At 71.6% G+C, this 26,174-nt stretch carries 19 protein-coding genes; 8 read left to right on the top strand and 11 right to left on the bottom strand.

Features of this window, described 5'->3' with window-relative positions:
* Nucleotides 1–11 precede the first annotated feature (11 nt).
* Nucleotides 12–2,894 carry a DEAD/DEAH box helicase gene (locus tag ACZ7MG_RS30995; protein ID WP_471387369.1) on the top strand — a complete coding sequence of 961 codons (2,883 nt, stop codon included), beginning with the start codon at nucleotides 12–14 and terminating at the stop codon, nucleotides 2,892–2,894.
* A complete protein-coding gene (locus ACZ7MG_RS31000) occupies nucleotides 2,894–4,183 on the top strand; it encodes an SWF or SNF family helicase (RefSeq protein WP_471386762.1) in 1,290 nt (429 codons plus the stop codon). The genes ACZ7MG_RS30995 and ACZ7MG_RS31000 overlap by 1 nt, the downstream gene beginning before the upstream one ends.
* A 23-nt stretch (nucleotides 4,184–4,206) precedes the next feature.
* On the opposite strand, the gene ACZ7MG_RS31005 is transcribed toward ACZ7MG_RS31000, so the two are convergent.
* Together ACZ7MG_RS31005 and xylA are read right to left on the bottom strand one after the other, a co-directional pair.
* Nucleotides 4,207–4,713, bottom strand: a complete 507-nt coding sequence (locus ACZ7MG_RS31005) for a hypothetical protein (protein ID WP_471386760.1) — start codon at nucleotides 4,711–4,713, stop codon at nucleotides 4,207–4,209.
* Nucleotides 4,714–4,923: 210 nt separating this feature from the next.
* Nucleotides 4,924–6,090 carry a xylose isomerase gene (gene xylA / locus ACZ7MG_RS31010; protein ID WP_471386758.1) on the bottom strand — a complete coding sequence of 389 codons (1,167 nt, stop codon included), beginning with the start codon at nucleotides 6,088–6,090 and terminating at the stop codon, nucleotides 4,924–4,926.
* Nucleotides 6,091–6,235: 145 nt separating this feature from the next.
* Here xylA and xylB point away from each other — a divergent pair, with 145 nt between their 5' ends.
* The 4 genes from xylB to ACZ7MG_RS31030 all read left to right on the top strand — a co-directional run bounded on the left by xylB (nucleotide 6,236) and on the right by ACZ7MG_RS31030 (nucleotide 11,371).
* On the top strand, nucleotides 6,236–7,681 hold the full coding sequence (gene xylB / locus ACZ7MG_RS31015) for a xylulokinase (RefSeq protein WP_471386755.1): 1,446 nt from the start codon (nucleotides 6,236–6,238) through the stop codon (nucleotides 7,679–7,681).
* A 241-nt stretch (nucleotides 7,682–7,922) separates the two neighbouring features.
* On the top strand, nucleotides 7,923–9,131 hold the full coding sequence (locus ACZ7MG_RS31020; protein ID WP_471386752.1) for an ROK family protein: 1,209 nt from the start codon (nucleotides 7,923–7,925) through the stop codon (nucleotides 9,129–9,131).
* A 277-nt stretch (nucleotides 9,132–9,408) separates the two neighbouring features.
* Nucleotides 9,409–10,008: an N-acetylmuramoyl-L-alanine amidase gene (locus ACZ7MG_RS31025; RefSeq protein ID WP_471386750.1), complete on the top strand. Its 600-nt coding sequence runs from the start codon at nucleotides 9,409–9,411 to the stop codon at nucleotides 10,006–10,008.
* Nucleotides 10,009–10,093: 85 nt separating this feature from the next.
* Nucleotides 10,094–11,371 carry a GAF domain-containing protein gene (locus ACZ7MG_RS31030; protein ID WP_471386747.1) on the top strand — a complete coding sequence of 426 codons (1,278 nt, stop codon included), beginning with the start codon at nucleotides 10,094–10,096 and terminating at the stop codon, nucleotides 11,369–11,371.
* 104 nt (nucleotides 11,372–11,475) lie between these two features.
* Here the strand turns inward: ACZ7MG_RS31030 and exaC are convergent, their stop codons facing one another.
* From exaC to ACZ7MG_RS31075, 9 genes are all read right to left on the bottom strand, one after another.
* Nucleotides 11,476–12,999, bottom strand: coding sequence for an acetaldehyde dehydrogenase ExaC (exaC, locus tag ACZ7MG_RS31035; protein WP_216587129.1), 1,524 nt, complete (start codon nucleotides 12,997–12,999; stop codon nucleotides 11,476–11,478).
* A 55-nt stretch (nucleotides 13,000–13,054) separates the two neighbouring features.
* The gene (locus tag ACZ7MG_RS31040; protein ID WP_471386744.1) at nucleotides 13,055–13,591 is read right to left on the bottom strand and encodes a hypothetical protein; all 537 of its coding nucleotides are present in this window, start codon (nucleotides 13,589–13,591) and stop codon (nucleotides 13,055–13,057) included.
* Nucleotides 13,592–13,597: 6 nt separating this feature from the next.
* Nucleotides 13,598–15,352 (bottom strand): VanW family protein, encoded by a 1,755-nt coding sequence (locus ACZ7MG_RS31045; protein ID WP_471386741.1) that lies wholly within the window; start codon nucleotides 15,350–15,352, stop codon nucleotides 13,598–13,600.
* A gap of 308 nt (nucleotides 15,353–15,660) precedes the next feature.
* Nucleotides 15,661–18,231, bottom strand: a complete 2,571-nt coding sequence (locus ACZ7MG_RS31050) for a tryptophanase (protein WP_471386738.1) — start codon at nucleotides 18,229–18,231, stop codon at nucleotides 15,661–15,663.
* 361 nt (nucleotides 18,232–18,592) lie between these two features.
* Entirely contained in the window at nucleotides 18,593–19,933 is a 1,341-nt protein-coding gene (locus tag ACZ7MG_RS31055; RefSeq protein WP_471386735.1) for a cytochrome P450, read from the bottom strand.
* 13 nt (nucleotides 19,934–19,946) lie between these two features.
* Nucleotides 19,947–20,540 (bottom strand): GTP-binding protein, encoded by a 594-nt coding sequence (locus tag ACZ7MG_RS31060; RefSeq protein WP_013005331.1) that lies wholly within the window; start codon nucleotides 20,538–20,540, stop codon nucleotides 19,947–19,949.
* Nucleotides 20,515–20,892, bottom strand: coding sequence for a DUF742 domain-containing protein (locus ACZ7MG_RS31065; RefSeq protein ID WP_471386731.1), 378 nt, complete (start codon nucleotides 20,890–20,892; stop codon nucleotides 20,515–20,517). Before ACZ7MG_RS31065 ends, ACZ7MG_RS31060 begins: the two co-directional genes overlap by 26 nt.
* Nucleotides 20,889–21,287: a roadblock/LC7 domain-containing protein gene (locus tag ACZ7MG_RS31070; RefSeq protein WP_471386728.1), complete on the bottom strand. Its 399-nt coding sequence runs from the start codon at nucleotides 21,285–21,287 to the stop codon at nucleotides 20,889–20,891. Before ACZ7MG_RS31070 ends, ACZ7MG_RS31065 begins: the two co-directional genes overlap by 4 nt.
* Entirely contained in the window at nucleotides 21,284–22,489 is a 1,206-nt protein-coding gene (locus tag ACZ7MG_RS31075) for a sensor histidine kinase (RefSeq protein WP_471386725.1), read from the bottom strand. The genes ACZ7MG_RS31070 and ACZ7MG_RS31075 overlap by 4 nt, the downstream gene beginning before the upstream one ends.
* 597 nt (nucleotides 22,490–23,086) lie before the next feature.
* Here ACZ7MG_RS31075 and ACZ7MG_RS31080 point away from each other — a divergent pair.
* Both ACZ7MG_RS31080 and ACZ7MG_RS31085 read left to right on the top strand, forming a co-directional pair.
* Nucleotides 23,087–24,583, top strand: a complete 1,497-nt coding sequence (locus tag ACZ7MG_RS31080) for an FAD-binding protein (RefSeq protein WP_471386722.1) — start codon at nucleotides 23,087–23,089, stop codon at nucleotides 24,581–24,583.
* A gap of 298 nt (nucleotides 24,584–24,881) precedes the next feature.
* The gene (locus ACZ7MG_RS31085) at nucleotides 24,882–26,135 is read left to right on the top strand and encodes a PP2C family protein-serine/threonine phosphatase (protein ID WP_471386719.1); all 1,254 of its coding nucleotides are present in this window, start codon (nucleotides 24,882–24,884) and stop codon (nucleotides 26,133–26,135) included.
* Nucleotides 26,136–26,174 lie beyond the last annotated feature (39 nt).

Raw genomic sequence — 26,174 nt, forward strand, 5'->3', positions numbered from 1 at the left:
CGACGAACCCCGTGGCAACCCCCTCCGACCCCGTGGCGGTCCCTTCCGAAGTCTCCCGGCTCGCCGATTGCCGTGCCGTCTTCCTGGCCGCGGACCCCGCACGCGTCGGCCGCGTCGCCTTCTGGCGGGAAGATGGTGCGTCACCTCCTGTGGTCACGCACGGCCTGCCCGGGAAGCTGACGGTCGTACTGCCCGGCGAAGCGGGCGTCGAGCCCGTGACGGTGTCCGCCGTATCGCTGCCGGTGCACGCCGCGCTTCCGGTGCTCACACGCGCGCGTACGACCACGGGCGCCCACCGGTCGACGGCGTTCTGGGGCGCGGCCGCCGTGCTGGCGCTCCGGTTCGCCGCGCGCGGGCTGCTGCTGCCCGGCGTGACCGCGAGCGGCCACGACGCCTGGCGGGCCGGGCCGCTGCGGGCGGAGGACCTGGACCGGGTCAGGGAACTGGCCGCCGCGATGCCGCCCGAGGCACACGCGGTGCCGGTGGACCACGACGAGCCGTTGCGGCTGCCCGATCCGGAGCGGCTGCTGCGCGACTTCCTCGACGCCGTCATGGACGCGTTGCCCCGCTCCCCCGCCGCGGGCGTCGCTGCGGGCGGGCAGGCCTTCGCGGTAAGGGAACCGCAGTACGTGCCCGAGCAGCGGGCCTGGGCCGCCGATGTCGCCGCCGGACACGACGCGGGCGTCCGTGTGTCGCTGCGGATCGAGATTCCCGGGCTCGCCTCCGTCCGGGCCGACGGGGAGGACGGGACGAAGCTGCGGTTCCGTGCCGTCCCCCAGGTGCACAGCGTGAGCGACCCCACGCTCGTCGCGGACGCGGCCACCGTGTGGGCCGGTGCCGAGGCGTTCGGCCCACGCGCGCGAATGGACGCCCTGGTGGCGCTGCGCCGCGCGGCCCGCGCCTGGGCCCCGCTCACCCCGCTGCTCTCTGCGGCCGTGCCGGACGCCGTGGAACTCGCCGACGACGAGGTCACCGAGCTGCTCGGCGAGGGTGCCCGGCTGCTGGCGGCGGCCGGCGTCGACGTCCACTGGCCGAAGGAACTGGCCCGCAAGCTGACCGCCCGCGCGGTGATCGGCCCACCCGACGACGACCAGGGCCCCGGCGGAGAACAGGGCCCCGGCAGAGCCCCGTCGGACACTCCCTCCTACCTCTCCTCGGACTCGCTGCTCGCCTTCGACTGGTGGTTCGCCCTGGGCGACCAGCGGCTCACCCGGCAGGAGCTGGACCTGCTCGCGGAGGCGAACCGGCCCATGGTGCGGCTGCGCGACCAGTGGGTGCTGGTGGACCCGGAGGAGATCCGCCACGCCCGTGCGCAGCGGGACCGCAAGGTGTCGCCGGTGGACGCGCTCAGCGCCGCGCTGACGGGCTCGACGGAGGTCGGCGGCCGGACGGTCGAGGTGCGGCCGACGGGGTGGCTGGCGACGCTGCGGGAGCGCCTGTCGGACCCCGAGGGACAGGAGCCGGTCGGTCAACCGGCCGCGCTCGCCGCGACCCTGCGGGACTATCAGCTGCGCGGCCTCGACTGGCTGGCCCGGATGACCTCCCTGGGGCTCGGCGGCTGTCTCGCCGACGACATGGGCCTCGGCAAGACGATCACCCTGATCGCCCTGCATCTGCACCGGCAGACGGACGCCGCGTCGGCGGGCCCCACCCTCGTCGTCTGTCCGGCCTCGCTGATGGGCAACTGGCAGCGGGAGATCGAGAAGTTCGCGCCGGGTGTGCCGGTGCGCCGCTTCCACGGGTCCCGGCGCGGCCTCGACGTCCTCGCCGACGGGGAGTTCGTCCTGACCACGTACGGCACGATGCGGCTCGACGCGCCGCGGCTCGGGGACGTGCCCTGGGGCCTGGTCGTGGCGGACGAGGCGCAGCACGTGAAAAACCCCTACTCGGCCACGGCCAAGGAACTCCGGACGATCGGCGCACGCGCGCGCGTGGCGCTCACCGGCACTCCGGTGGAGAACAACCTGTCCGAACTGTGGGCGATCCTCGACTGGACCACTCCGGGTCTCCTGGGCGGGCTCGGCACCTTCCGCACCAGGTACGCACAGGCGGTCGAGGGCAGCCGCGACCCGGTCGCGGCGGAGCGGCTGTCCCGTCTCGTACGGCCGTTCCTGCTGCGCCGCCGCAAGTCGGACCCGGGCATCGCACCGGAGCTCCCGCCGAAGACCGAGACCGACCGTGCCGTGTCGCTCACCAGGGAACAGGTCGGGCTCTACGAGGCGTTGGTCCGCGAGACCATGGCGGAGATCGCCGCCGCCGACGGCATGGAACGGCGCGGACTGATCGTGAAGCTGCTGACCGGGCTCAAGCAGATCTGCAACCACCCCGCCCAGTTCCTCAAGGAGGAACGGCCCCGGATCACGGGCAGATCGGGCAAGTTGGAACTGCTGGACGAACTGCTGGACACCATCCTCGCCGAGGGCGCGAGCGTTCTGGTGTTCACCCAGTACGTCCGGATGGCACGGCTTCTGGAACGCCACCTGGCCGCACGCGGCGTGCCCACCCGGTTCCTGCACGGCGGAACACCGGTCCCCGAGCGGGAGGCGATGGTCGAACGCTTCCAGGAGGGCGAAGTGCCCGTCTTCCTGCTGTCGTTGAAGGCCGCCGGCACGGGGCTGAACCTGACCCGTGCCGAGCATGTCGTGCACTACGACCGCTGGTGGAACCCGGCCGTCGAGGCACAGGCCACGGACCGTGCGTACCGCATCGGTCAGACACGGCCGGTGCAGGTGCACCGGCTGATCGCGGAGGGCACGATCGAGGACCGCATCGCGGACATGCTGCTGCGCAAGCGGGAGCTGGCCGACGCGGTGCTGGGCGCGGGCGACACGGCGCTCACCGAGTTGTCCGACGCCGACCTGGCGGACCTGGTGGAACTTCGAGGGGGCGCGTGATGACGGACCGCACAGGACACGACGAGGAACGTACGTTCGCGACGGCGGCGCCCGCACAGGGGCGGGGCTTCGCGCGGACGTGGTGGGGCCGGGCCTGGCTGAAGGCGCTGGAGGACGCGGCTCTGGACGGACAGCAGGTGAAGGCGGGGCGCAGGCTCGCGCGCGCGGGGGCCGTCGGCGCGGTGTCGGTGCGCCCCGGGCGCGTCACCGCTGTCGTCCAGGACCGCGACGGCACCGCCCACCGTGCCGATGTGCTGCTCCAGGAGTTGTCCGGAGACCACTGGAACCGCTTCCTGGACATGACGGTCGAGCGGGCAGGGCACATCGCCGCCCTGCTGGACCGTGAGATGCCCACGCATCTGGTCGAGGACGCCGCGACCTACGGAGTCGAGCTGTTGCCCGGCCTCGGCGATCTGGAGGCGCGCTGCGACTGCGGCGCCTGGGACCACTGCGGGCACACCGCGGCCCTCTGCTACCAGGTGGCCCGGCTCCTGGACGAGGACCCTTTCGTGCTGCTGCTGATGCGGGGCCGCACCGAGCGCGCCCTCCTGGACGAACTCCAGGTCCGCAGTGTCGCGCCCGCGGCGGAGGCGGAGTCGACGCCGGAAGGCCCCCAGGACGGCCGCCAGGGGGGTCTGGACGCCGCCGAGGCGTTCGCGGCGGGCGAGATCCTTCCCCCGCTCCGCGAGCCGCCCCTGCCGCCGGTGGAGCCCGGTCTGCCGGCCTCCCTGGACACCGAGGTCCCGCCCGCGCCCGGGGTGGACCCGAGCGCGCTGGAGTTCCTGGCGGCACAGACGGCCCGGGAGGCGCATCGGATGCTGGCCGAAGCTCTCCGTCCGGGGCACGAGCGGCAGCCGCTGGACGAGGAGTTGACGTTCGATCAGGACGCGGTGCGATTGGCCTCGGGCGATCCGGAGCCCGGCATCGGGGCACGACTGGGGCAGGGTTCCGAGCGGGGCCGGGAGGGGCTGGCCCTCGCCGTCCGAGCCTGGCGGTACGGCGGGGTGGCCGCTCTCGCCGTACTCGACGAGGAGTGGCACGTGCGGGCGGAGATGCTCGCCCGCGCGCGTGCCGCTCTGGAGACGGCCTGGGACGCGGACGAGCGGCCGGCACTGCGCGCCGCGCACAACCGTTGGACGGTGGTCGGCGGCTCGGCCCAGCTGCGATTGGGGCGGGACGGCCGCTGGTGGCCCTATCGCAAGGAGCGGGGCCGCTGGGCGCCCGCGGGCCCGGCGGCCCACGACCCGGCGACGGCCCTGGCTTCGGTCGGCGCCGAGCCCGGCGTCTGAGGTCTACGGCCGGGCGGCCTTCCTCACCCGGTGTCGCCGGCCGGGGCCGGAAAGAGCGAGTCCAGGTCGCTGGGAAAGCCGCTGGGGAGTTCGCTCGGGAAGCCGCTGGGCAGGTCGCTGGGGAAGCCCGAGGGCAGCGTCGGAAGGTCGCTGGGCAACCGGGAAGGGAGACTCAGCGACGGGGTGGGCGAGGGACTCGTGGCGCCGCTCGTCCCGCCCGACGGCGTCTCGTCCGGCGATCCCCCGTCGCCGGTGGTCACCAGCACCACGGCGAGGACGGCCCCGAGGACGACGAGCACGGCGAGCGCGATGAGGGCGACGTTGCGGCGCCCGCCCGGAGGTGGTCCACCGGGCGGCGGATCGGGTGGCTGCCAGCCCCCGCCCTGACCCGGGGGCTGGTAGCCACCGCCTCCCCCGGTCGGATCGCCCGGAGGAGGGCCATAACCCCCTGGAGGGGGACCGAACCCCGAGCCGTTCGACGGCGGTGTGCCGTCCGGGAGCCGGGGCGGCTGGGACGGTGGCGGCGGCATGCCCATACCGTCCAGAGTCGCCGTGAAACGGCCAGGGCGCGAGCCCCGCGCGGGAGTTGATACGGACTCATGCCATGGATCGCACGATTCCGGAGAACTCCGCGCAGGGATCGATCGGAAGAGGCGAAAGAGTCGGCCGGGACGGATCTCGGCCGGACGGGGGAAGCCCCCACCGCCCTCGGGCGGAAAGGGCCTCCCACGCGCGCGTGATCAGCCGCGCGCGCCCAGCAGGTGGTCCATCGCCAGCTGGTCGAGCTGCTCGAAGGCCATGCCGCGAGCGGCGGCGACCTCGGCGTCGAACTCCTCGAAGGCCGTACGGTCCGCGAGCAGGGCCTCCAGGCCGTCGGCGGCCGTGGGCTGGGCCAGCTGGTCCAGCCGTGCCGCGCGCAGCGCCTCCTGGACCGCCGGGTCCGCACGGAAGGCGGCCGCGCGCTCCTTGAGGATGAGGTAGTTCCGCATGCAGCCCGCGGCCGACGCCCAGACGCCGTCGAAGTCCTCGGTGCGCGGCGGCTTGAAGTCGAAGTGCTTCGGGCCCGCGTAACCGGCACTCTCCAGCAGGTCGACCAGCCAGAACGCCGAGCGCAGGTCGCCCGCGCCGAAGCGGAGGTCCTGGTCGTACTTGATGCCGGACTGGCCGTTGAGGTCGATGTGGAAGAGCTTGCCCGCCCACAGGGCCTGGGCGATGCCGTGCGGGAAGTTCAGCCCGGCCATCTGCTCGTGGCCGACCTCGGGGTTGACGCCGTACAGCTCCGGGCGCTCCAGGCGCTCGATGAAGGCCAGGGCGTGGCCGACCGTGGGGAGCAGGATGTCGCCCCGCGGCTCGTTCGGCTTGGGCTCGATCGCGAACTTCAGGTCGTAGCCCTGCGAGGTCACGTACTCGCCGAGGAGGTCGAAGGCCTCCTTCATGCGGTCGAGGGCGTCCCGGACGTCCTTGGCGGCGCCGGACTCGGCACCCTCCCGGCCGCCCCAGGCGACGTAGATCTTGGCGCCCAGCTCGACCGCCAGGTCGATGTTGCGGATCGTCTTGCGCAGCGCGTACCGACGGACGTCGCGGTCGTTGGCGGTGAACGCGCCGTCCTTGAAGACGGGGTGCGTGAAGAGGTTGGTGGTGGCCATCGGCACGGTCATGCCGGTCGCGTCCAGGGCGGCACGGAACCGCTTGACGTGCTCCTCGCGCTCGCTGTCCGAGGACCCGAAGGGGATCAGGTCGTCGTCGTGGAAGGTCACCCCGTAGGCGCCGAGCTCCGCCAGACGCTGCACCGACTCGACCGGGTCGAGGGCGCGCCGGGTGGCGTCGCCGAACGGGTCCCTTCCCTGCCAGCCGACGGTCCACAGGCCGAAGGTGAACCTGTCGTCGGGGGTGGGCTGGTAGTTCATGCCGCGGCTCCTTGCGCTCCGACTATTTCGTCATGGCGATTTACAAATTAGTATGCGGACGCGTCTCTGGGAAGACAAGATGTCGCCCGACGGAGACGTCGGCCGCGCCAGCGGCAGCCACGAGCCGTGTGAGAGGAAGAGCCCGATGTCAGCAGCCGAGGGTCCGCTCGTCGTCGGTGTGGACTCGTCCACACAGTCCACCAAGGCCCTGGTCGTCGACGCGTCGACCGGACGGGTGGTGGCGAGCGGGCAGGCGTCGCACACCGTGTCCTCCGGTGCCGGGCGGGAGAGCGATCCCCGCCAGTGGTGGGACGCGCTGTGCGAGGCCCTGCACCAGTGCGGGGAGGCGGCACGCGAGGCCTCGGCGGTCTCGATCGGCGGCCAGCAGCACGGACTCGTCACGCTCGACGCCCGGGGCGAGCCGGTCCGCCCGGCGCTGTTGTGGAACGACGTGCGCTCGGCGCCGCAGGCCGCCCGTCTGGTGGAGGAGCTGGGCGGCCCGAAGGCGTGGGCGGAGCGCGCCGGCAGTGTGCCGGGCCCGTCCTTCACCGTCACGAAGTGGGCCTGGCTGGCCGAGAACGAGCCCGAGGCCGTCCGCGCCACGGCAGCCGTACGGCTGCCGCACGACTACCTGACCGAGCGCCTCACCGGTCAGGGCACGACCGACCGCGGCGACGCCTCCGGCACCGGGTGGTGGGCGTCGGCCACCGAGGCGTACGACACGGATGTCCTCTCCCATGTGGGGCTGGACCCGGCGCTGCTGCCCCGTGTGGTCCGGCCGGGCGAGGTCGCCGGGACCGTGCGGGACGCCCACGAGCTGCCGTTCGCCAAGGGAACCCTGGTCGCCGCCGGTACGGGGGACAACGCGGCCGCCGCCCTGGGACTCGGCCTGCGTCCCGGCACCCCGGTGCTCAGCCTCGGCACCTCCGGCACGGTGTACGCGGTCTCCCGGCACCGCCCCGCGGACCCGACCGGCACGGTGGCGGGCTTCGCCGACGCGCACGGGGACTGGCTGCCGCTGGCCTGCACCCTGAACTGCACCCAGGCCGTCGACCGGGTCGCCGCCCTGCTGGGCCTGGACCGCGAGGCCGTGGAGCCCGGCACGAGCGTCACCCTCCTCCCCTATCTGGACGGCGAGCGCACCCCGGCCCTGCCGCATGCCTCGGGCCTGCTGCACGGACTGCGTCACGACACGACCGGCGGACAGCTGCTCCAGGCCGCGTACGACGGCGCCGTCCACTCGCTGCTCGGTGCCCTCGATCTGGTGCTCGACGCGGACGCGGACACCTCGGCGCCGCTGCTGCTCATCGGCGGGGGCGCGCGGGGCACGGCCTGGCAGGAGACCGTGCGCCGGCTGTCGGGACGGGCCGTGCAGGTCCCCGAGGCGAAGGAACTGGTCGCGCTGGGCGCCGCCGCGCAGGCCGCCGGGCTGCTCACCGGCGAGGACCCGGCCGCGGTCGCCCGCCGCTGGGACACCACCCGGGGGCCGGTGCTGGAGGCCGTGGAACGGGACGAGGAGACACTCACCAGAATCTCGGAGGTACTGGCCGACGCGGCACCGCTGCTGGAGCGCGGACCGGGCGGAAACTGAGGCGGGGCGGCCGAACCGGGGCAGCCGACCGCAGGCGGCCGGGGCTGCGGATCGGGCAGCGGATCCGGCCAGGGTGTCCGACGTGGGAAAATCCGATTGCGGCATGATCTACACGGGTCATGGGACGCAGTCACGGGTCCGGGACACGGGTCAGGGGACACGGGTCAGGGGACACGCGTCGCGGACACGGGACGCCCACCAAGAAGCTCACCAGGACACATCGACGGAAGCCGAGGGAGGCATGACCGCACCACTGCACGAGTCCCACGCGGGCGGCTCCGGCCGTCGTGTGCCCGACAACCAGCAGGGCATGCGCCGCCGCAACCTCTCCCGGGTCATGCACAGCGTCAACGCCGAGGGGCCGCTGTCCCGGGCCGCCGTCGCCTCGCACATCGGCCTGACCCGGGCCGCCGTGTCGACGCTGGTGGACGAGCTGATCCGCTCCGGGCTCCTGGAGGAACTGGGCCCCGAGCGGCCCGGCCGGGTCGGGCGGCCCGGTTCGGCGCTCGCCCTCAGCGGGCGCGGACCCGCCGGGATCGGCGCGGAGATCGGTGTCGACCATCTCGCGGTCTGCGCCGTGGACCTGCGCGGTGAGGTACGGGCCAGGGCGGTGCGGCAGGGCACCAACCGCGGCCGGGCGCCCGAGCCGGTCATCGACGAGTTGACCGAACTCGTCCGGCAGGTCGTCGCGCAGGCGGAGGGCGAGGGCCTGTGGCCGGCGGGGCTGGCGGTCGCCGTGCCCGGACTGGTGGCCGGGGACGCCCGGACCGTGGTCCGCGCCCCGAACCTCGACTGGCACGACACCGACCTGGGCGCCCTGTTGCCGGGCGGTCTGCCGGTGGCCGTGGACAACGAGGCCAACTTCGGTGGTCTCGCCGAACTCTGGCTCGGCGAGGGCACCCCGTCCGACTTCCTGCACGTCTCGGCGGAGATCGGCATCGGCGGCGCGGTCGTCGTGGACGGCCGGTTGCTCCGCGGCACCCGGGGTTTCGCGGGCGAGCTGGGGCATGTCCCCGTGCGCCCCGAGGGCCCCGACTGCGCCTGCGGGGGCCGCGGCTGCCTGGAGCAGTACGCCGGTGAGGAGGCCGTACTGCGGGCGGCCGGGCTGGAACCGGGAGAGCACCGTGTCGAGTTCCTCGCCGAGCGGGCCGCCGCCGGTGACAAGGATGTGCACCGGGCCCTGCGCGGCGCCGGTACGGCACTCGGCATCGCGCTGACCGGCGCCGTCAATCTGCTGGACCCGGAGACCGTGGTGCTGGGCGGCGCCCTGGCCGCGCTCGCGCCCTGGCTGCTGCCTTCGCTGGAGCGGGAGTTGGCGCGGCGGACGGCCGGTCCGGCCTGTGCCGTGACCGTGTCCCGCCTGGGCTCCGAGGGACCGCTGCTGGGTGCGGCTCACTCGGTGGTGCGGAGTGTGCTGGACGATCCGGCGACGGCGGGGGTGCGGTCGTAACGCGGTCGGCGCGCCCCACCCCGCCCCGTCGCCCCCGCCCCGTCGTCCCACCCCGCCCCGTCGTCCCACCCCGCCCCGTCGACTCGCCATTTACGGGCCTGTCGGGTGGCCGCCTCCCTCGTGTGAGTGACGAAGTTATCCACAACTCGCCGGTTTTCCACCGCTTTCCACACGCTCGGGCGGCTCCGGCCCAAGTCGCCGTACCGTGATCACGCGAGGCGCAGCCATTCGACCCGCGGACGCGTCTTCGACCACACACCCTGAGAGGCGGACACAGATGGAGCGAGCCAGGCCGTTGCCGAGCAGGCGGCTGCTGCTACAGGGCACCGCCCTCGCCGCGATCCCCTACGCGTTGCTCCCGAGCCCCCGGGCCGACGCCAAGTCACCGCCCCTCGACCACAGGCCCGCGCGCTGGGATCCGGCGAGCCCGGCCAACTACACCGCGGCCGACCGCCCGGCCGGCCGGCCGATCGATCTGGTGATCATTCATGTGACGCAGACGACGTACAAGAACACCCTGCCCGTCTTCTGGAACCCGGCGAAGCAGGTCTCCGCGCACTATGTGCTCCGGTCGGCCGACGGGCGGGTCACCCAGTGTGTGCGTGAGCGTGACATCGCCTGGCACGCGGGCAACTGGGACTACAACGCGCGGAGCATAGGTATCGAGCACGAGGGCTGGGTGGACCGGCCCGAGTACTTCACCGACGCCATGTACGAGCAGTCGGCGGCCCTCACCTCGGCGGTCTGTGACAGATACGGCATACCGAAGGACCGCACCCACATCATCGGCCACCACGAGGTGCCGGGCACCGACCACACCGACCCTGGGCCGCACTGGGACTGGGACCGGTACATACGCCTGGTGAACACCGGCTGAGGTTGTCGCGGGCGCGCGGCTTGTCGGGGTGTGGGTCCTGCGGTGACGATGGTTCCAGCCGTGAGCGCTTTTCCGGGAGGCCGAGTTGACCGATCCATGGGTGGCTCTGGGGCCGGGAGCCGACCCCGTCGAGCGGGTTCGGGTGCTGCGCCGCGCCCATGAGGCGTTCACGCAGCAGGGCACGGTGGCGCGGCCGGTGCGTTCCGTGGTCGCGGACTCGTGGCGGCGCTCGGCGAGGGCGGGTGTCGGACCGGAGGGCACCGCGCGGGTGGAGCTGACGGACGGCGACCTCGGTTCCTATCGCGCGGAGCACCCGCTGGCCCGGGTGATGCCGCTGGTCCGGGAGTTGCTGGGCACGTTCGCGTCGGACGGCGAGCATCTGCTGGCCGTGTGCGACGCGCAGGGCAGACTGCTGTGGGTGGAGGGGGACGCGGCGACCAGACGGCGGGCGGACCGGATGAACTTCGTGCCGGGGGCGCGTTGGGCGGAGTCCGCGGTCGGGACGAACGCGCCGGGTACGGCGGTCGCCGTGGACCGGCCGGTGCAGGTGTTCGCGGCCGAGCACTTCATACGGCGGGTGCAGCCGTGGACGTGCGCGGCGGCGCCGGTGCACGATCCGCGCACCGGGCGGGTGCTCGGCGCGATCGACATCACCGGCGGCGACGGTCTGGCGCATCCGCACAGCCTCGGCTTCGTCCAGGCGGTGGCCCGGGCGGCCGAGTCCCAGCTCGCCCTGCTCAGCCCGCCCGGGGCCGCGGCCGACGCGCTCGACCTGGCGGCTCTGGGCCGTGACGAGGCCCAACTCGTCGTCGGGGGAAGGAAGATCAGGCTGAGCCGCCGGCACAGCGAGATCCTGGTGCTGCTCGCCCGGCACCCGGAGGGACTCTCCGGCGACGAACTGCTCTGCGCGCTGTACGAGGACGAGTCGGTGACACCGGTGACGCTGCGGGCCGAGCTGGCCCGGTTGCGCCGGCTGCTCGGGCCGGGGCTGCTGGGGTCGCGGCCGTACCGGCTGACGGTTCCGGTCGAGTCCGATGTCGCGGTCGTGGAACGGTGGTTGGAGACGGGTGCGGTGACGGCTGCCGCGTCGGCGTACGCGGGTCCGCTGCTGCCGGGTTCCCGGGCTCCGGCCGTCGTACGGCTGCGGCTCCGGCTCGCCGACGGGTTGCGCAGCGCCCTGATAGCCCGCCGCGACCCCGATCTCCTGGCGGACTGGGCGCACACTCCCTGGGGCGAGGACGACCTGGAGGTGTGGCGAGCGCTCGCGACCGTACGCCCCGCTCCGGCCGTACGGTCACGGCTGCGCGAGCTGGAGGCGGAGCTGTCGGCGCCACCGGGGTGGGGGCGCCTTCGGAGTCCGTGACGGTGCCCCTGGGGCCGCCGACAGCGGAGGGCGCCCGACCCGGGGTCCTCCCCGGTCCGGGCGCGCGCCGTTGTCCGCGTCTGCGTCTGCGTCTGCGTCTGCGTCTAGAAGAAGCCGAGCTTCTTCGGCGAGTACGACACGAGGAGGTTCTTGGTCTGTTGGTAGTGGTCCAGCATCATCTTGTGGGTCTCGCGGCCGATGCCCGAGCCCTTGTAGCCGCCGAACGCGGCGTGGGCCGGGTAGGCGTGGTAGCAGTTGGTCCAGACGCGGCCCGCCTGGATGGAACGGCCCGCGCGGTAGGCGGTGTTGGTGTCCCGCGTCCAGACGCCGGCGCCCAGACCGTACAGCGTGTCGTTGGCGATCTTGATGGCGTCGTCGAAGTCGTTGAACGAGGTCACGGAGACGACGGGTCCGAAGATCTCCTCCTGGAAGATCCGCATCCGGTTGTCGCCCTCGAAGATCGTCGGCTGGACGTAGTAGCCGCCCTTCAACTCGCCGTCGTGCTCGATGCGTTCACCGCCGGTGAGGATCTTCGCGCCCTCCTGGCGGCCGATGTCCAGGTAGGAGAGGATCTTCTCCAGCTGGTCGTTGGAGGCCTGGGCGCCGATCATGGTGTCGGTGTCCAGCGGGTGCCCGGTCTTGATCTGCTCGGTGCGGGCGACGGCCGCCTCCATGAACTCGGCGTAGTTGCCGCGCTGCACCAGCGCCCGCGACGGACAGGTGCACACCTCGCCCTGATTGAGCGCGAACATGGTGAAGCCTTCGAGGGCCTTGTCACGGAAGTCGTCGTTCGCCGACCACACGTCGTCGAAGAAGATGTTGGGCGACTTGCCGCCGAGTTCGAGGGTCACCGGCGTGATGTTCTCCGAGGCGTACTGCATGATCAGCCGCCCGGTCGTCGTCTCGCCGGTGAACGCCACTTTCGCGACCCGCGGGCTCGACGCCAGCGGCTTGCCGGCCTCCACCCCGAAGCCGTTGACGATGTTCACCACGCCCGGCGGCAGCAGGTCCGCCACCAGGCTCATCCAGACATGGATGGACGCCGGGGTCTGCTCGGCCGGCTTGAGCACGACCGCGTTGCCCGCCGCCAGCGCGGGCGCCAGCTTCCAGGTCGCCATGAGGATCGGGAAGTTCCACGGGATGATCTGGGCGACCACGCCCAACGGCTCGTGGAAGTGGTAAGCGACCGTGTCGTCGTCCAGTTCGGCCAGCGAACCCTCCTGCGCGCGGATCGCCCCCGCGAAGTACCGGAAGTGGTCGATGGCGAGCGGGATGTCGGCGGCCAGGGTCTCCCGTACCGGCTTGCCGTTCTCCCAGCTCTCCGCGACCGCCAGCTTCTCCAGATTCGCCTCCATCCGGTCGGCGATCTTCCGCAGGACGTCGGAGCGCTCGGTCACGGACGTACGCCCCCAGCCGGGCGCGGCCGCGTGCGCCGCGTCCAGCGCGCGCTCCACGTCCTCGCTCGTACCGCGCGCGATCTCCGTGAACGGCAGCCCGTTCACCGGACTCGGGTTCTCGAAGTACAGCCCGCGCGCCGGCGGCACGTACTCGCCTCCGATGAAGTGGTCGTAACGCGCCTCGTAGGAGACGACCGCGCCGTCCGTGCCGGGCGCTGCGAAACGGGTCATGAATACCTGCCTCCCCAGAAGCGCCACCCGCCGTTGGGCGGCTCTCGCAGGCAGGCTAGAAACCGGAATGTTGCAACGACGTTGCGCCCGCGCCCGTGGTGGTCAGCCGGTCTCCTCCAGGGTGGCCGGGTCTCCCACCCGGACCTTCCCGGCTTCCAGAACGTCCAGGTACACACCGAGGCACGCCGGCCGGCCCAGGGCGAACACCGGAACCCGGAACTCTCCGGTAGTCGAAGAACGTACCGGCGGCGACGTCGCCCGTCGTGATCGTCTCGCCGGTGACATCGACGGAGGCCGAGGCCCCTACGGCCTCCGGGGCAGCGCCCTCGTAGTCCGGCACGGCACGTTCGAGCCTGCTGTGTTCCGGCGCTTCCGCCGAGAGGAACACCTGACGGCCCAGCGGCTTCGACAGCCGTCCGTCCAGGTCGGGGTCGTCCACCGGGAGGGCCGTGCCGTCCGGCAGCACGGCCCGGACCGCTGCGGAGGCGTCCGTGCGGCTCCGGCAGCGCAGCAACTCGCCCCACTTCCGGGGGTGTTTCGCACTGCCCACCGCGCCCGACCCGTCGAGCACGGCGTAGGGCCGGTCACTCACACCGAACTACCCCCTACCCGCCTCCCCCTTGGCAGGGCGGTCGGTCTCGGGGTCTGTGGGAGTCTCGCAGGTGATTTCGTCGCGGGGGGTGTAGTGGGTGTGGAACGGCTCCCGCTTCACTTCCCTGCCGTCGTTGTAGAAGACCCGCTCCACGGTGACGTCGAAGCCCTCCAGCGGGGTCTGGGGTACGCACTTCTCGTCGGTGTTCACCTTCTTCGCCGGGGGCTCGACGTGGGTGCGGGGGCCCTTCACCGACTTGACGTCGTCGTAGTGCTTGGTGCCGATGAAGGTGACGGTCACCGAGGTGTCGGTGGACTCGGCCTGGATGTACATGGCCTTGCCGGAGTCGTTGGTGAACCTGAGGTCGAGGCTGCCCCAGGCGACCGTCGCCTCGCGGCCCTCGGGGTAGCGCTCGATGTAGAAGGAGTGGGCGCCGTGTTCGACGGGCTTGACCCCGGCGAAGAACATCGCGTTGTACACGGTCGTGGCCAGGGCGGAGACCCCGCCACCGGCCGCCTTGGTGAACTGGTCGTCGAGGATCATGATGCCCTCGACGAAGCCGTTGGCCTCGGTGCGCTCCCCCACGGTCCGGTTGAAGCTCCAGGTCTTGTCGGGCATGACGACGGAGCCGTTGATGAGCTGCGCGGCCCGCCCGATGTTCTTCGTGCGGTAGGCGGCCGGTTCGAAGTTGACGGTGAAGGAGGACATCTTCTCCGTCAGTCCCAGGCGCGCCGCGTTCTCGCGGGTCACCTCGGGCTGGATCCGTCGCACGGCCACGTCCCCGGTGCGGGCGGCGTCCGTCTTGGTGAGCAGCGGGAGTACGGCCTCGCTCAGTGCCGTGTCGGTGACCTGGACGCCGGTCCGGGCGTCGCCGGTCACCACGGCCCGGTCGCCGTCCAGCCGGAGTGCGGCGTTCTCGGCCGTGGTGGTGATGTCGGCCAGGGGACGGGCCACCGCGGGGGCGGAGCGCAGGCCCTTGCCGTCCAGCTTCGGGGTCAGTCTGCCGGAGGCGTCCGGCCGCATGGTCAGGTGGTCGCCCACCACGTCCGGGCCGACCGTGAACCGTCTGCCGTCGGCGGTGAGGGTGACGGGGGCCGACATGGCCGGCCGCGCGAACTCGCGCACCGCCCGCCGTACCTCCTCGGCCGCCACCTTCGGCTCGGCCTCGCGGGTGGGCAGGGCCGTGACCGTGTCCGCGGCGGTGTGCAGGAAGGAGGTCCGGAGGGTGTCGACCGCGGCGTCCACGTCCAGTGCGTAGCCCTTGCGCGGCGCGACCTGCTCGACGTGGCCGTCCTCGAAGGTCACGGCCCCCTCACGGACCTTCTGGTCGAGGTCGCTCGCCAGTTTTCCGAGCACGGTGTGGGCCTTGTCCTCGTCGACGGTGACGACCGGCTCGATGGCACCGCCCGAGCGGAAGAACGCGCCGAGCACGCCGGCCGGATCGGAGGAGGTGCGCGTCGCCCGGTCGACGGTCCGCTCGGCGTCGAAGGCGAGTCCGGCCTGCCGCGGGTCGACGGTCGCGTCGCGGTCGCCGACCTTCACGGTCAGCTCCCGCGAGCCGGCCGCCGCCAGGCGCTCGTCCAGCTTCCGGATGGCTTCGGTGCGGCTGAGGCCCCCGATGTCCACCCCGCGCACGGTCGTCCCCGCTTCGATCTCACCGCCCGTGACGAGCAGCCCCGTCAGATAGAGGCCGCCGAGGCCGACGGTCAGCGCACCGCCCGTCAGGGCAAGGGGTCGCACGGAGGCTATTCGAGGGCGCATGGGTCTCCCGGGCCGGGGATCGGTGGGCGGTGCGTTCGACGACGCGGCGCCGCACGGGCGGGGTGAGCACCTCAAGCTACCCATAACGGGCGAGATGGTCATATGTCGCAGATCACTTCAGCTCCGGGAGTGCCATCGGGCACTTCGCCACGTGACCGACGGTGACCGTCGGTGACATCGAGCCGCCCCTGCGCGAAACGCGCGAAACGCGAGGAAGGCGAGGAACGCGAGGAACGCGAGGAACGCGAGAAGGGCACCTGGCCGGGGGATACCCGGGCCAGGCGCCCTTCACGGCCTACCGGTGGGGGTCAGCCGGTCACGGGCTGGAGTTTGGCGCGGAAGTGCCGCAGGATCGGCGACTGCTCGAAGATGCGGTAGCCGTGGACGGAGTCCGCGTTCTTGGCGATCTTCTCCAGGGTCCTTCCGACGTGGTCGTAGTGGCTGCGGGTGTAGACGCGGCGCGGGAGGGCGAGCCGGACCAGTTCGTAGGGCGCGCTCTTGACCGGGTTGCCGTCCTCGTCCTCCTCGCCGAGATACAGGGAACCGAGTTCGGCCGATCGGATCCCGCCTTCGAGGTAGAGGCGGCAGGCGAGGGCGTGACCCGGGTAGTGGTGGGGCGGTATGTGCGGGAGCAGACGGCCCGCGTTCAGGTAGAGGGCGTGCAGGCCCGGGGGTTCGAGGATGTCGACGCCCGCCGAGCGGACGCGGTCGGCGAGGTGGGAGGCGACGTCGGCCCGCTCCGCGAGATACGCGGGCTCGGTGACCTCAAGCAGACCGGTGGCCATCATGTCGAGGTCGCGGCCCGCGAGTCCGCCGTAGGTGGCGAAGCCCTCGGTGGCGATGAGGAGCCGTTCGCACTTCTCGGCGAGTTCGGGGTCGTTGAGGCCGATGAAGCCGCCGATGTGGACGATGCCGTCCTTCTTGGCGCTCATGACACAGCCGTCGGCGAGACGGAACGCTTCTTCGGCGACCTGGCGCGGGGTGCGGTCGCGGTAGGCCGCCTCGTGGCGGGTCACGAGCCAGGCGTTCTCGGCGAACCGGGCGGCGTCCAGGATCATCGGGACGCCGTGACGGCGGCAGATCTCAGCGGTCTGTTTCAGGTTCTCCATGGAGACGGGCTGGCCGCCGCCGCCGTTGTTGGTGATCGTCATGATCACCACGCGCACACGGGAACCGTCCGGCCCTTCGAGCGTGGCGCGGAGTCTGTCCAGGTCGATGTTGCCCTTGAAGGGCAGTTCGCTGTCGAGATCCCGGGCCTCGGCGCACGGGATGTCATGCGCCTGACATCCGGAAAGCTCCACGTTCGCCCGCGTGGTGTCGAAGTGGGTGTTGGCCAGGACGATGCCGCCCGGTTCGAGGAGCGTGTTGAACAGGATGCGCTCGGCGGCGCGTCCCTGATGGGCCGGCAAGATGTGCTTGTAGCCGGTCAGTTCGGTCACGGTCTCGTGGAAGCGGTAGAAGGAGCGCGAGCCCGCGTAGGACTCGTCGCCCTCCATGCCCGCCGCGAGTTGCGCGGCCGAGATGGCGCCGGTGCCCGAGTCGCTGAGCAGATCGATGGTCACCTCCTCGGCGCGCAGGTCGAAGAGGTTGTAGTGCACCCGCTCCAGCGCGGCCTCGCGCTGTTCCCGGGTGGTGAGCGCGATGGGCTCGACGACCTTGATGCGGTAGGGCTCCATACAGATCCTTGCTCCTGACGTACTGCGGATCGTTCCGCCGCCGGTCGGCGGGATGTTCGATGAGGTGGAGGTGGAGGTGGTCGGCGGGGTGTTCGGGGGCCTGACCTCGTAGGCCTCCGACGAGAGGTACGTGGTCACCCGGGGCGGCCGGTCGAGTTCGTGGACCAGTGCCACGTACGCGATGAGCCCGACGCCGTCCCGCGGTGGCCGTGAGGTGACGGCCGCCAGTGACCGGCCCAGTGAACCGGTGGCCAGCCCGTGGCGGCCGAGGACGGTCCGGGCCCGCCGGAGCGCCTCCTCGTCGTCCCGGGCGTAGTCCCTGACCGGGACGTGGAGGGTGAACCCGGTGGGACCACCGGTGGTCCGGGTGAAGGAGTGACAGGTGAGGACGGGGCGCCGGTCGAACCGGGCCGCAGGGTCCGGTGGGTGTCCCGCCGCACCGTCGAAGCCGCCCACGGTCCGGAGGAACTCCTCCAACAGCGCGCTGTCGGGGCGGTTCTCCGTCCGGCACAGATCCCCGGCGGCCGTCACCGGGAGCCCGTGGTGCGTGGCGTAGATCTTCACCCGGGGCGCCGCCCAGTCGCCCAGGTCGAGTGCGAAGAACGGATAGGCGTCGGCCGGCGGCAGCGCGTCGAAGGCGTGCCGGTGGCCGAGCCGGTCCAGTGCCTCCCGGATCGTTTCGGCGGCTCTCGAAGCGCCGGCCGCGGCCGGGTTCAGATACACCTTGATCTTGGGGACACCGCCGGGGCGCAGCTCCAGCGCGATCCACAGGGCCAGCGGGCCCTGGGGGTCCGGAGGGAAGAACAGGTCCTCCAGGGCGTCGAGTCGATCGGTGGCGAAGCCCCAGCGCCGGGCCATCGACCGTACGGCCTCCAGTCCCGCGAGGCCGTTCTCCCGGAGACCGCCGGTACCGCATCCCGGTTCCAGCAGCACCCGCACCGCCGGTGGCGCGTCCGGGGTGAAGGAGAGCGAGAACTCCACCGGGGTGGAGTCGTCCGAGAGGAAGGTCCTTGAGGGGGGCGGCAGTTCGAGGGGCCGCTCGGCCACCGCGCCCAGGGAGTCGGTCAGTAGACGCGCGTAGGTCTCGGCGTCGGAGCGGGTGAGTCCCGACTCCTGGCAGAGCCGCAGCAGTTGGCCGCTGACGAGGTCGCCGAGCGTCCGGTCCTCCCGGGTCCTCCCGGTGCCGGACCCGGTGGCGCTCACCGGTGCTCCCGCCGCTGCTCGCGGTGCGAGGGCGGGACGGGGGGCGGGGCCGGGGGCGAAGAGCCTTCACAGCGGACACCCAGCGTGCGAGAGGACACAGAAAGATACCCGCCGACCTCGGCGGGTATCTCGTCTCGCGGCGACTGATGGCGGGTCACGCCCCTCGTGGCCTCCGCGTGGGGTAAGGCGGTGTGTCGTCGGGAGCGGCGGGAAATGTCCGGATGTCGAGCAGAAGCGGCGCCGGTGGATATGTGGTCCACGACACCTCCCTTTGTTCGTTGGTCACCACGAATGCCGCCGCGTTACTACCCCTTTGGTTGAATACTCATGCAGTGCGTTCTGTTACAGGCTGTTGCGTGCGTCACCCCTTCAACCAGGACAGGAAGGAGCCCCACACACCTCGCTCCGTCTTGCGGCCCGCCGGGGCGCTCTCGCCGCGTCCGGACGGCTCCGTGGTGCGGGGCACGTTCGGCCGCTGGACGACCTGCGGGGTGAAGCGGCAGGGCAGCGCGGCCAGCGCGCGGTGGAAGGGGCCCGGACGCCAGGTCAGGCTGTCCTCGGGCACCGCGAGTTCGATGTCGTGCAGCCGGTTGAGTAGGTTCTCGATGGCCACCATGGTGACGAGCCGGGCGAGTTCCTTGGAGGGGCAGGCGTGCGGGCCGGCGCTCCAGGACAGGTGGGCGCGTCCGCCGCCGGCCCGGCGGGCGGCAGCCAGTGCCGGGTCGGTGTTCGCGGCCGTCATGCTGACCAGGACCAGGTCACCGGCCCGCAGCTTCGTCCCGCCGAACTCCATGTCGGCCGCGGGGTAGTGCGGCGCGTAGTTCGCCATGGGCGGGTTGTCCCACAGCGTGTCGTCGATGGCCTCCTCGATCAGGCCGCCGTCGGCGTACCGGTCCTCCAGGAGCAGCCGGTGCAGGGTGTTGCCGATGAGGTTGCGCAGCGGTTCGGCGCCCGCGCCGAGGAGCAGGATCAGCTGGTGGACGAGTTCCTCGTCGGTCAGCCGTGCCTCGTGCCGCATCAGGTACGAGGTGACGTCGTCGGCGGGCCGGGCCCGCTTGAGCGCCACCAGCTCGAACACGGCCTGGCCGAGCACCGCGTTGGCCTTCTCGGCGTTGACGCCCTCGAAGACTCCGGAGATGCCGAAGACGACCCGGTCGCCGACGTCCGCCGGGCAGCCGAAGAGCTCGTTGAAGACGAGCAGCGGCAGCTGCTTGACGTAGTCGTTCATCAGGTCGACCGAACCGCGGGCCGCGACCTGGGCGATGAGGTAGTCGGAGGCCCGCTTGGTCATGTCGCTCAGTCGGCGGGAGTCGACCTTGGCGAGGCTGTCGGTGATGGCCTGGCGCAGCCGCGCGTGCTCGGCGCCGTCGGTGAACATGGCGTTGGGCCGGTAGCCCAGCATGGGGACGACGGGGCTGTCCGGGCCGACCTTGCCCTCGGCGACGTCGCGCCAACGGCGGGCGTCCTTGCGGAAGTTGCCGGAGTCCTGGAGCAGCTTCAGGGCGGTGGCGTGGTCGGTGACGAGGGTCGCGTCCACACCGGGCGCGATCTCGACCGGGGCGGTGGGGCCGTAGTGCCGCATGTGGGCGTAGTAGGCCTGCGGGTCGGCGGCGAACTCGGAGCCGTACAGCGGGACTCGGAGTCCGCTGTCGTGGGCCGGGCAGCCGGGTGGTGGGGCGGGAAAGGCGGAATCCGATGTCATGTCTGCTCTGCTCCTAACGGGCGCGGTCCATCAAGTAGCGGACGAGCGTGATCAGTGCTTCGGCCGACGACCGTTCGTCCCGCGCGTCGCAGGTCACGATGGGGGTGTCGTCCAGCAGATCAAGCGCTTCGCGCAGCGCCCTCGCGTCACGTATCGACGTACCGTCGAAATGGTTGACCGCGATCGCGTAGTCGAGCCCGTACTGCTCGATCAGGTCGATCACGGCGAACGAGTCGGCCAGGCGCTCGGGGTCGACCAGCACGAGCGCCCCGAGGGCGCCGCGTGCCATGTCCTCCCACATCTGTACGAAGCGCTGCTGGCCGGGGGTGCCGAAGAGGTACAGGACGACGCGGTCGCTGACGGTGAGGCGGCCGAAGTCCATGGCGACCGTGGTGGTGGTCTTGCCCTGGACGCCCTTGAGGTCGTCGATCGCCTCGCCGGCCTGCGTCATCGTCTCCTCGGTGGAGAGCGGCGAGATCTCGGAGATCGACCCGATGAACGTGGTCTTGCCCACCGCGAAGTGCCCGACGACCAGGATCTTCACGGCGGTCTGCGTCTCTCCGCCGGGGACGTACGCCCGCTCATCCAAACTTGGACTGGAGACCATTGAGCACCTCCTCGAGAATCTTCAGGTTGGCGACGGGCGCACGCGTCTCCGGTGAGCGGGTGACGAGATAGCCGGCCTCGGAGAGGGCGGCCAGCAGGATCTTCACCACGCCCACCGGCAGTTGGATGTGTCCGGCGATCTCGGCGACGGAGAGATAGCCGCCGACGCACATCCGCAGCAGGTTCTGTTCCTCGGGTGAGAGGCGGGCGGGCCGCTGCTGCTGATCGGCCACGGCCGTGACCAGCGTGATCAGGGAGAACTGACTCTCGCCGGGCAGGCTGCGGCCACCGGTGATGACGTACGGCCGCACTAATTCGGCGGCTTCGTGCTCCTGCTTGTCGGAATCGGTCATGGCCCTACCACGCTGCTCTCCCGGGGTGGAGCGGTCATGACCTTGCCCAGCTGGCCGACGAGTTGCTGCATCCGGAAGGTGATGTCCGCCATGTCGACGTCGGAGGAGGCCGACACCGCGAGGTAGGCGCCGTCACCGGCCGAGATGAGGAAGATCCAGCCACCGTCGAACTCGACCAGCGTCTGCTGCCAGCGCAGGTCCGACCGGGAGCAGAAGAACGCCAGCGACCGGCTGAGGGACTGCATCCCGCTCATCGCGGCGGCGGCCTTGTCCGCGTCGTCCTTGTCCACGTCCTTCGAACGGGCCCTCAGCAGCCCGTCGGAGGAGACGAGGACGGCGTGGAGCGCTCCGGGGATCTCCAGGGCGCTGTCGAGCATCCAGGAAAGATCGTTCATGGGACGTCGTGTCCTTCGCTGCTTGCGTCACGGGCACCGCCCGGACGCTCCCCCGCCTCGGGATGGGTGGCGCGGCCCGCGTCCGTGCCCTGCTTGAAGGCGGCCATGATCGCGGCCGTGTCCTCGCTGCGCCGCTTGGGTGCGGGCGCGGCGGAGGGGCCGGTCGAGACCAGGGCCATCGGGCGCTTGCGGCGCCGCTTGGGCAGACCGTCCTCGGTGGTGCCGACGGGCAGCGAGGGCTCGGCGTCGGTCGCGTGCGGCAACAGGCCCGTCTCCACGGCCGCCGGCTCCTGCCGGGACGGGATGGGTTCCGTCGACGCCTCGGGCCGCTTGGGCTCCGGCATGCTGGTGAGCAGTTCGTCGGGCAGCAGCACGACCGCCCGCACACCTCCGTAGGGGGAGGTGGAGTCCACCGACACCGTGAAGCCGAACCGCTCGCAGAGGACACCGATCACCGCGAAGCCGAACTGCGGCGGGTTGCCGAGGCCGGAGACGCCCGTGGCCCGCTCGCTCGTGAGCAGCTTCTCGGCCCTGGCCTTCTCCTCCTCGTTCATCCCGACGCCGGCGTCGTCGACGATGATGCAGACGCCCTTGGGTACGGAACGGACGTTGATCTCGACGACGGTGTCCGGGCTGGAGTAGCTGGTCGCGTTGTCGAGGAGTTCCGCGAGGGCCAGTGCCACCGGTTCGACGGCCCGGCTGGTGACGCCGAAGTCGACCTTGGACAGGATGTGGGCCCGCTGGAAGTGGCGGATCCTGCCCTGGGCGCTGCGGACCACGTCGTAGACCGAGGCCACGTCACGGTGCCGGCCGAGCCAGCCCTCGCACAGCACGGCGATGGACTGGGCACGCCGGCCGAACTGCGCGTTCATGTGGTCGATCTCCAGGAGGTCCTGGAGCATGACGGAATCGCCGTACTTGCGCTGCAGCCCCGAGATGATGCGCTGCTGCTCCGCGGCGAGACCCTGGAGGGTCCGCATGGCGGACTTCAGGGCGGTCCTCGTCTCCCCCTCGGCCTCCTGCTGGGCCGAGCGAACGGACTCCGAGTATTGGCTCTCCAACTCACCGTAGTGGTTTCGAAGCCCTGCGATCTCCTGCCGTAATCTGCGCGCCGCCCGTCGCTGACGAACAATGAGGGCGACGGCGACAAGGGTTACGACAAGGAGTGCCCAGAGCGCCGGATTTTGTATGTATTGCGTCATGAGACCCTCTTCAGGCGGCTGAAAGCCAGCTACTGAATTCCTGTCAATTCACACATACCGAAGGTCAGCCATTCCAGGGTTGCCACGAGGAATTCACCAAAGACGATGGATGCCTCTTTTGCACCCATCCGTCCACTCGGTAAGTGCGGTGATCGTATCATCACTCAACCGGATGACGGGTCGTCAACAGGGGTGGTCATCGCGACAGTTGAGCCGAACCGGAACATCCCGTACGCGGCCGCCGGCCATGGCCGAATCCGACCGACCGACAGGTATCCGCCACCGGCCCGGCTGTCCGCGCTCATCGGCCCTGATTCCAGCCACAGTTGGCGGTCCGAACCGTCGCGCGTCGGCGTTCCGCGAGCCATGATGGGCCGTAAGCGGAACTTCGGGGGGAGAACGCTGTGGGAGGGGACCACCGACCCTGCTCCGGACTCGGGGCAGGGCATTCGTGCGCGCACGCACCACTGACGGTCGACGCACCACTGACGGTCGACGTCGGCCCGCACGGCTCGCTCAGCTGATTTCGCTCCACGGGCAAGACGAACCAGCGGCGGCGCGCCGACGCTCCGCCGCGTCCACACCACGGAGACTGGCATGTCACACCAAGCGCACGGAGCCGTCAACAGGCGTCAGTTCCTCACCCGGTTCGCGGCCGGGACCATCGCCGTCGTCGCCGGCTTCGACCTCGTCACCCGGCAGTGGGTGACCGAGGCCGCGGCTGCGGACAGCACGTCCTTCGCCACGGCGCCCTCGCTCGACGGCACCCTCGTCTTCGACGCGGAGTCCCTCACGGCGAACGCGCACGACCAGGGCAACATCGTGTTCAGAAGACCCTGCGCGGTGCTCCGGCCCGGTTCGGTCCAGGACATCAGAAAGATGGTCGGCTTCTGCGCCGACCACGGCATCGAGGTCGCACCCGCCGGCGCGCACCACGCGATGTACGGCCAGCCGCTCGTCGGCGGCGGCCTCGTCATCGAGATGCGGTCGCTGGACACCATCCACGCGATCGGCGCGGACGGCGCCGACGTCGACGCGGGCGTGCTGTGGAAGGACCTCGTCGTCGCCGCGTACGAGCAGGGCCTCACCCCGGCGTCCATCACGAGCTACCTGGGGACCACGGTCGGCGGAACCCTGTCCATCGGCGGCATCGGCATGATGTCCGCCTATCGTGTCGGCGCCCAGGTCGACCATGCCCGCCGGCTCCAGGTCGTCACGGGCGAGGGCCGCGTGAAGTGGTGCTCCGACAGCCAGAACAGCGACCTGTTCGAGGCGGCGCTCGCCGGACTCGGACAGTGCGGTGTCATCACCCGCGCGACCGTCGACCTGGTCCCGGCCAAGCAGCTGGCCCGCACCTACCGGATCGGGTACACGGACATCCCCACGTTCTTCCAGGACATCCGCGTCCTGGCGAACCGGGGCGAGTTCGACTCGCTCGGCAGCATCCCCCAGCCGGGCACCGCACAGCCCCTGACCCTGTGGGCCACCGTCTTCCACAACCCCGGCGAGACGCCCGACGGTTCACACCTGCTCCGCGGGCTCAGCCCGGCGGCGGGCTCGGCGGCCTACGAGGACGCCACCTATCTCGACTACATCTCCCTCGTCACGAACATGTACGACTCCTTCGCGGCGAACCTGGACTGGGACGCGAAGGTCAAGCCCTGGTCGGACCTGTTCCTGCCGGACGGCGCGGTCGAGGAGTACGTCGAGTCGGTGTTCTCGTCGCTGACCGCCGAGGACCTCGGACCGACCGGCTTCGGACTGGTCTTCCCGATGCTGCGGTCCAGCTACGGCCGACCACTGCTCAGGCTGCCCGACGACACCACCGGCCCCTGGGTCTGGCTCGTCAGCGTGCTGACCGACTCGGCGGCATCCGGCCCCGACCCCGACTTCGCGGCCCGTATGACGGCCCGCAACTACCGCTACTACCAGGAGGCCGCCGCGGTCGGCGGCGTCCGCTACCCGCACGGCCCGTGCCCCTTCACGGCAGCCGACTGGCAGGCGCACTACGGCTCCATGTGGCCGCGGTTCCGCTCCTGGAAGACCCAGTACGACCCGTGCGGCATCCTGACGCCTGGGCCGGGCATCTTCTGATCCACCGGCCCCAGGGCCGGGCATCTTCCGACCCGCCGGTCCCCGCGCCACGCCGCAGGTCCGCGGCCCGGGGGCACACGGCTTCACTCTTTCGGTCCCTCTCTCCGGCCGGACCCACCCGGCCGGAGAGGGGTGCGGAAGGCGGCCGATGGCAGGTGGGGCAGGAGGGGCACGAGACGCCGGGAGCGGCGGCTCCCCGGAACCTCCGCACCGATGCTGCGGATCCACCGGGTCCCCCGGCCGGTTCGCGCCTATCGTGGAACGGCACACCGACGCTCGGCGCCAAGGCAGGCTGGACATGAGGGAACCGCATATCGACTATGCGGAGGTGTTCCGGGCGCTGCCCGGCATGGTGGCGCTGCTCACGCCCGAGCTGGTCTATGTCGACGCCAACGACGACTTCGCGCGGCTGGCCGGGCGCAGCCGCGAGCAGCTGCTGGGCCGGTACATCTTCGACGTCTTCCCCGAGAACCCGAACGAACCGGCCGCGGCCGGCATGCGGGAGACCCGGGAGTCGATGCTGCGCGCGGTGGCCACCGGCGAGCGCGACACGATGGCTCTCCTCCGCTACGACATCGAGGACCCGCAGCGCCCCGGCCTCTGGCAGGAGCACTACTGGAGCCCGGTGAACGCCCCCGTCCTCGGCCCGGACGGCAAGGTCGCCCTGATCATCCACCGGGTGGAGGAGGTCACCGAACTCATCCGCGCCCGGGGCGGCCCTGGCGCGGACACCGAGAGCGGCTCGGAGAGCGAGAGCAGGGCCCGGGTGCTGGAGGCCGAGCTGTACACCCGCGCCCGGGAACTGCAGGAGGTCAACGAACGGCTGCGCACCGCCCACGCCCATGAGCGCGAGGTGGCCCTGGCGCTGCAGGCGGCGATGCTGCCCCCGCCCGGCCCGACCGGACCGCACGACGCGGCGGTGCGGTACCGCCCGGCCATCGGCGCGCTGAACGTGTGCGGCGACTGGTACGACCTGGTCGGTCTGCCCGGCGAGGGTCTCGCGGTGGCCGTGGGCGACGTCGTGGGCCACGGGCTGGCAGCGGCCTGTGCCATGGGGCAGCTGCGCAGCGCACTCAGCGGGGCGACCCGTGTCGCGGACGGTCCGGCCCAGGCCCTGGAGGCCCTCGACCGCTACGCCCGCTCTGTGGAGGGCGCCGAGTCGACCACCTGTGTGACGACCTTCATCGACTGGGACAGCCACACCATCACCTACAGCTGCGCGGGCCATCCGCCGCCCGCGCTGGTGCACCCCGACGGCACCGTCACCTTCCTCGACGGCGCCACCGACCCGCCGCTCGCCGCCCGCCCCGTCGAGGTGGCCCGCCCGCAGGCCCGGACGCCCTTCGCCGAGGACTCCACCCTGGTGCTGTACACGGACGGTCTGATCGAGCGCCGTACCGAGGGCATCGACACCGGTCTGGAGCGCCTCGCGGACTCCCTCGCCCACCACCGCAAGCAGGACCCCGAGAGCCTGGCCGACGCCCTCCTCGCCGATCTGCTGCCGCCCGCCGGGAACACCGACGACACCGCGCTGATCGTCCTGCGGCTGTGACCTGCGGGGCCCGCCGGCCGGTGCGGGCCCGTACGGGAC

This window comes from Streptomyces sp. NPDC107538 (genome assembly GCF_055657445.1).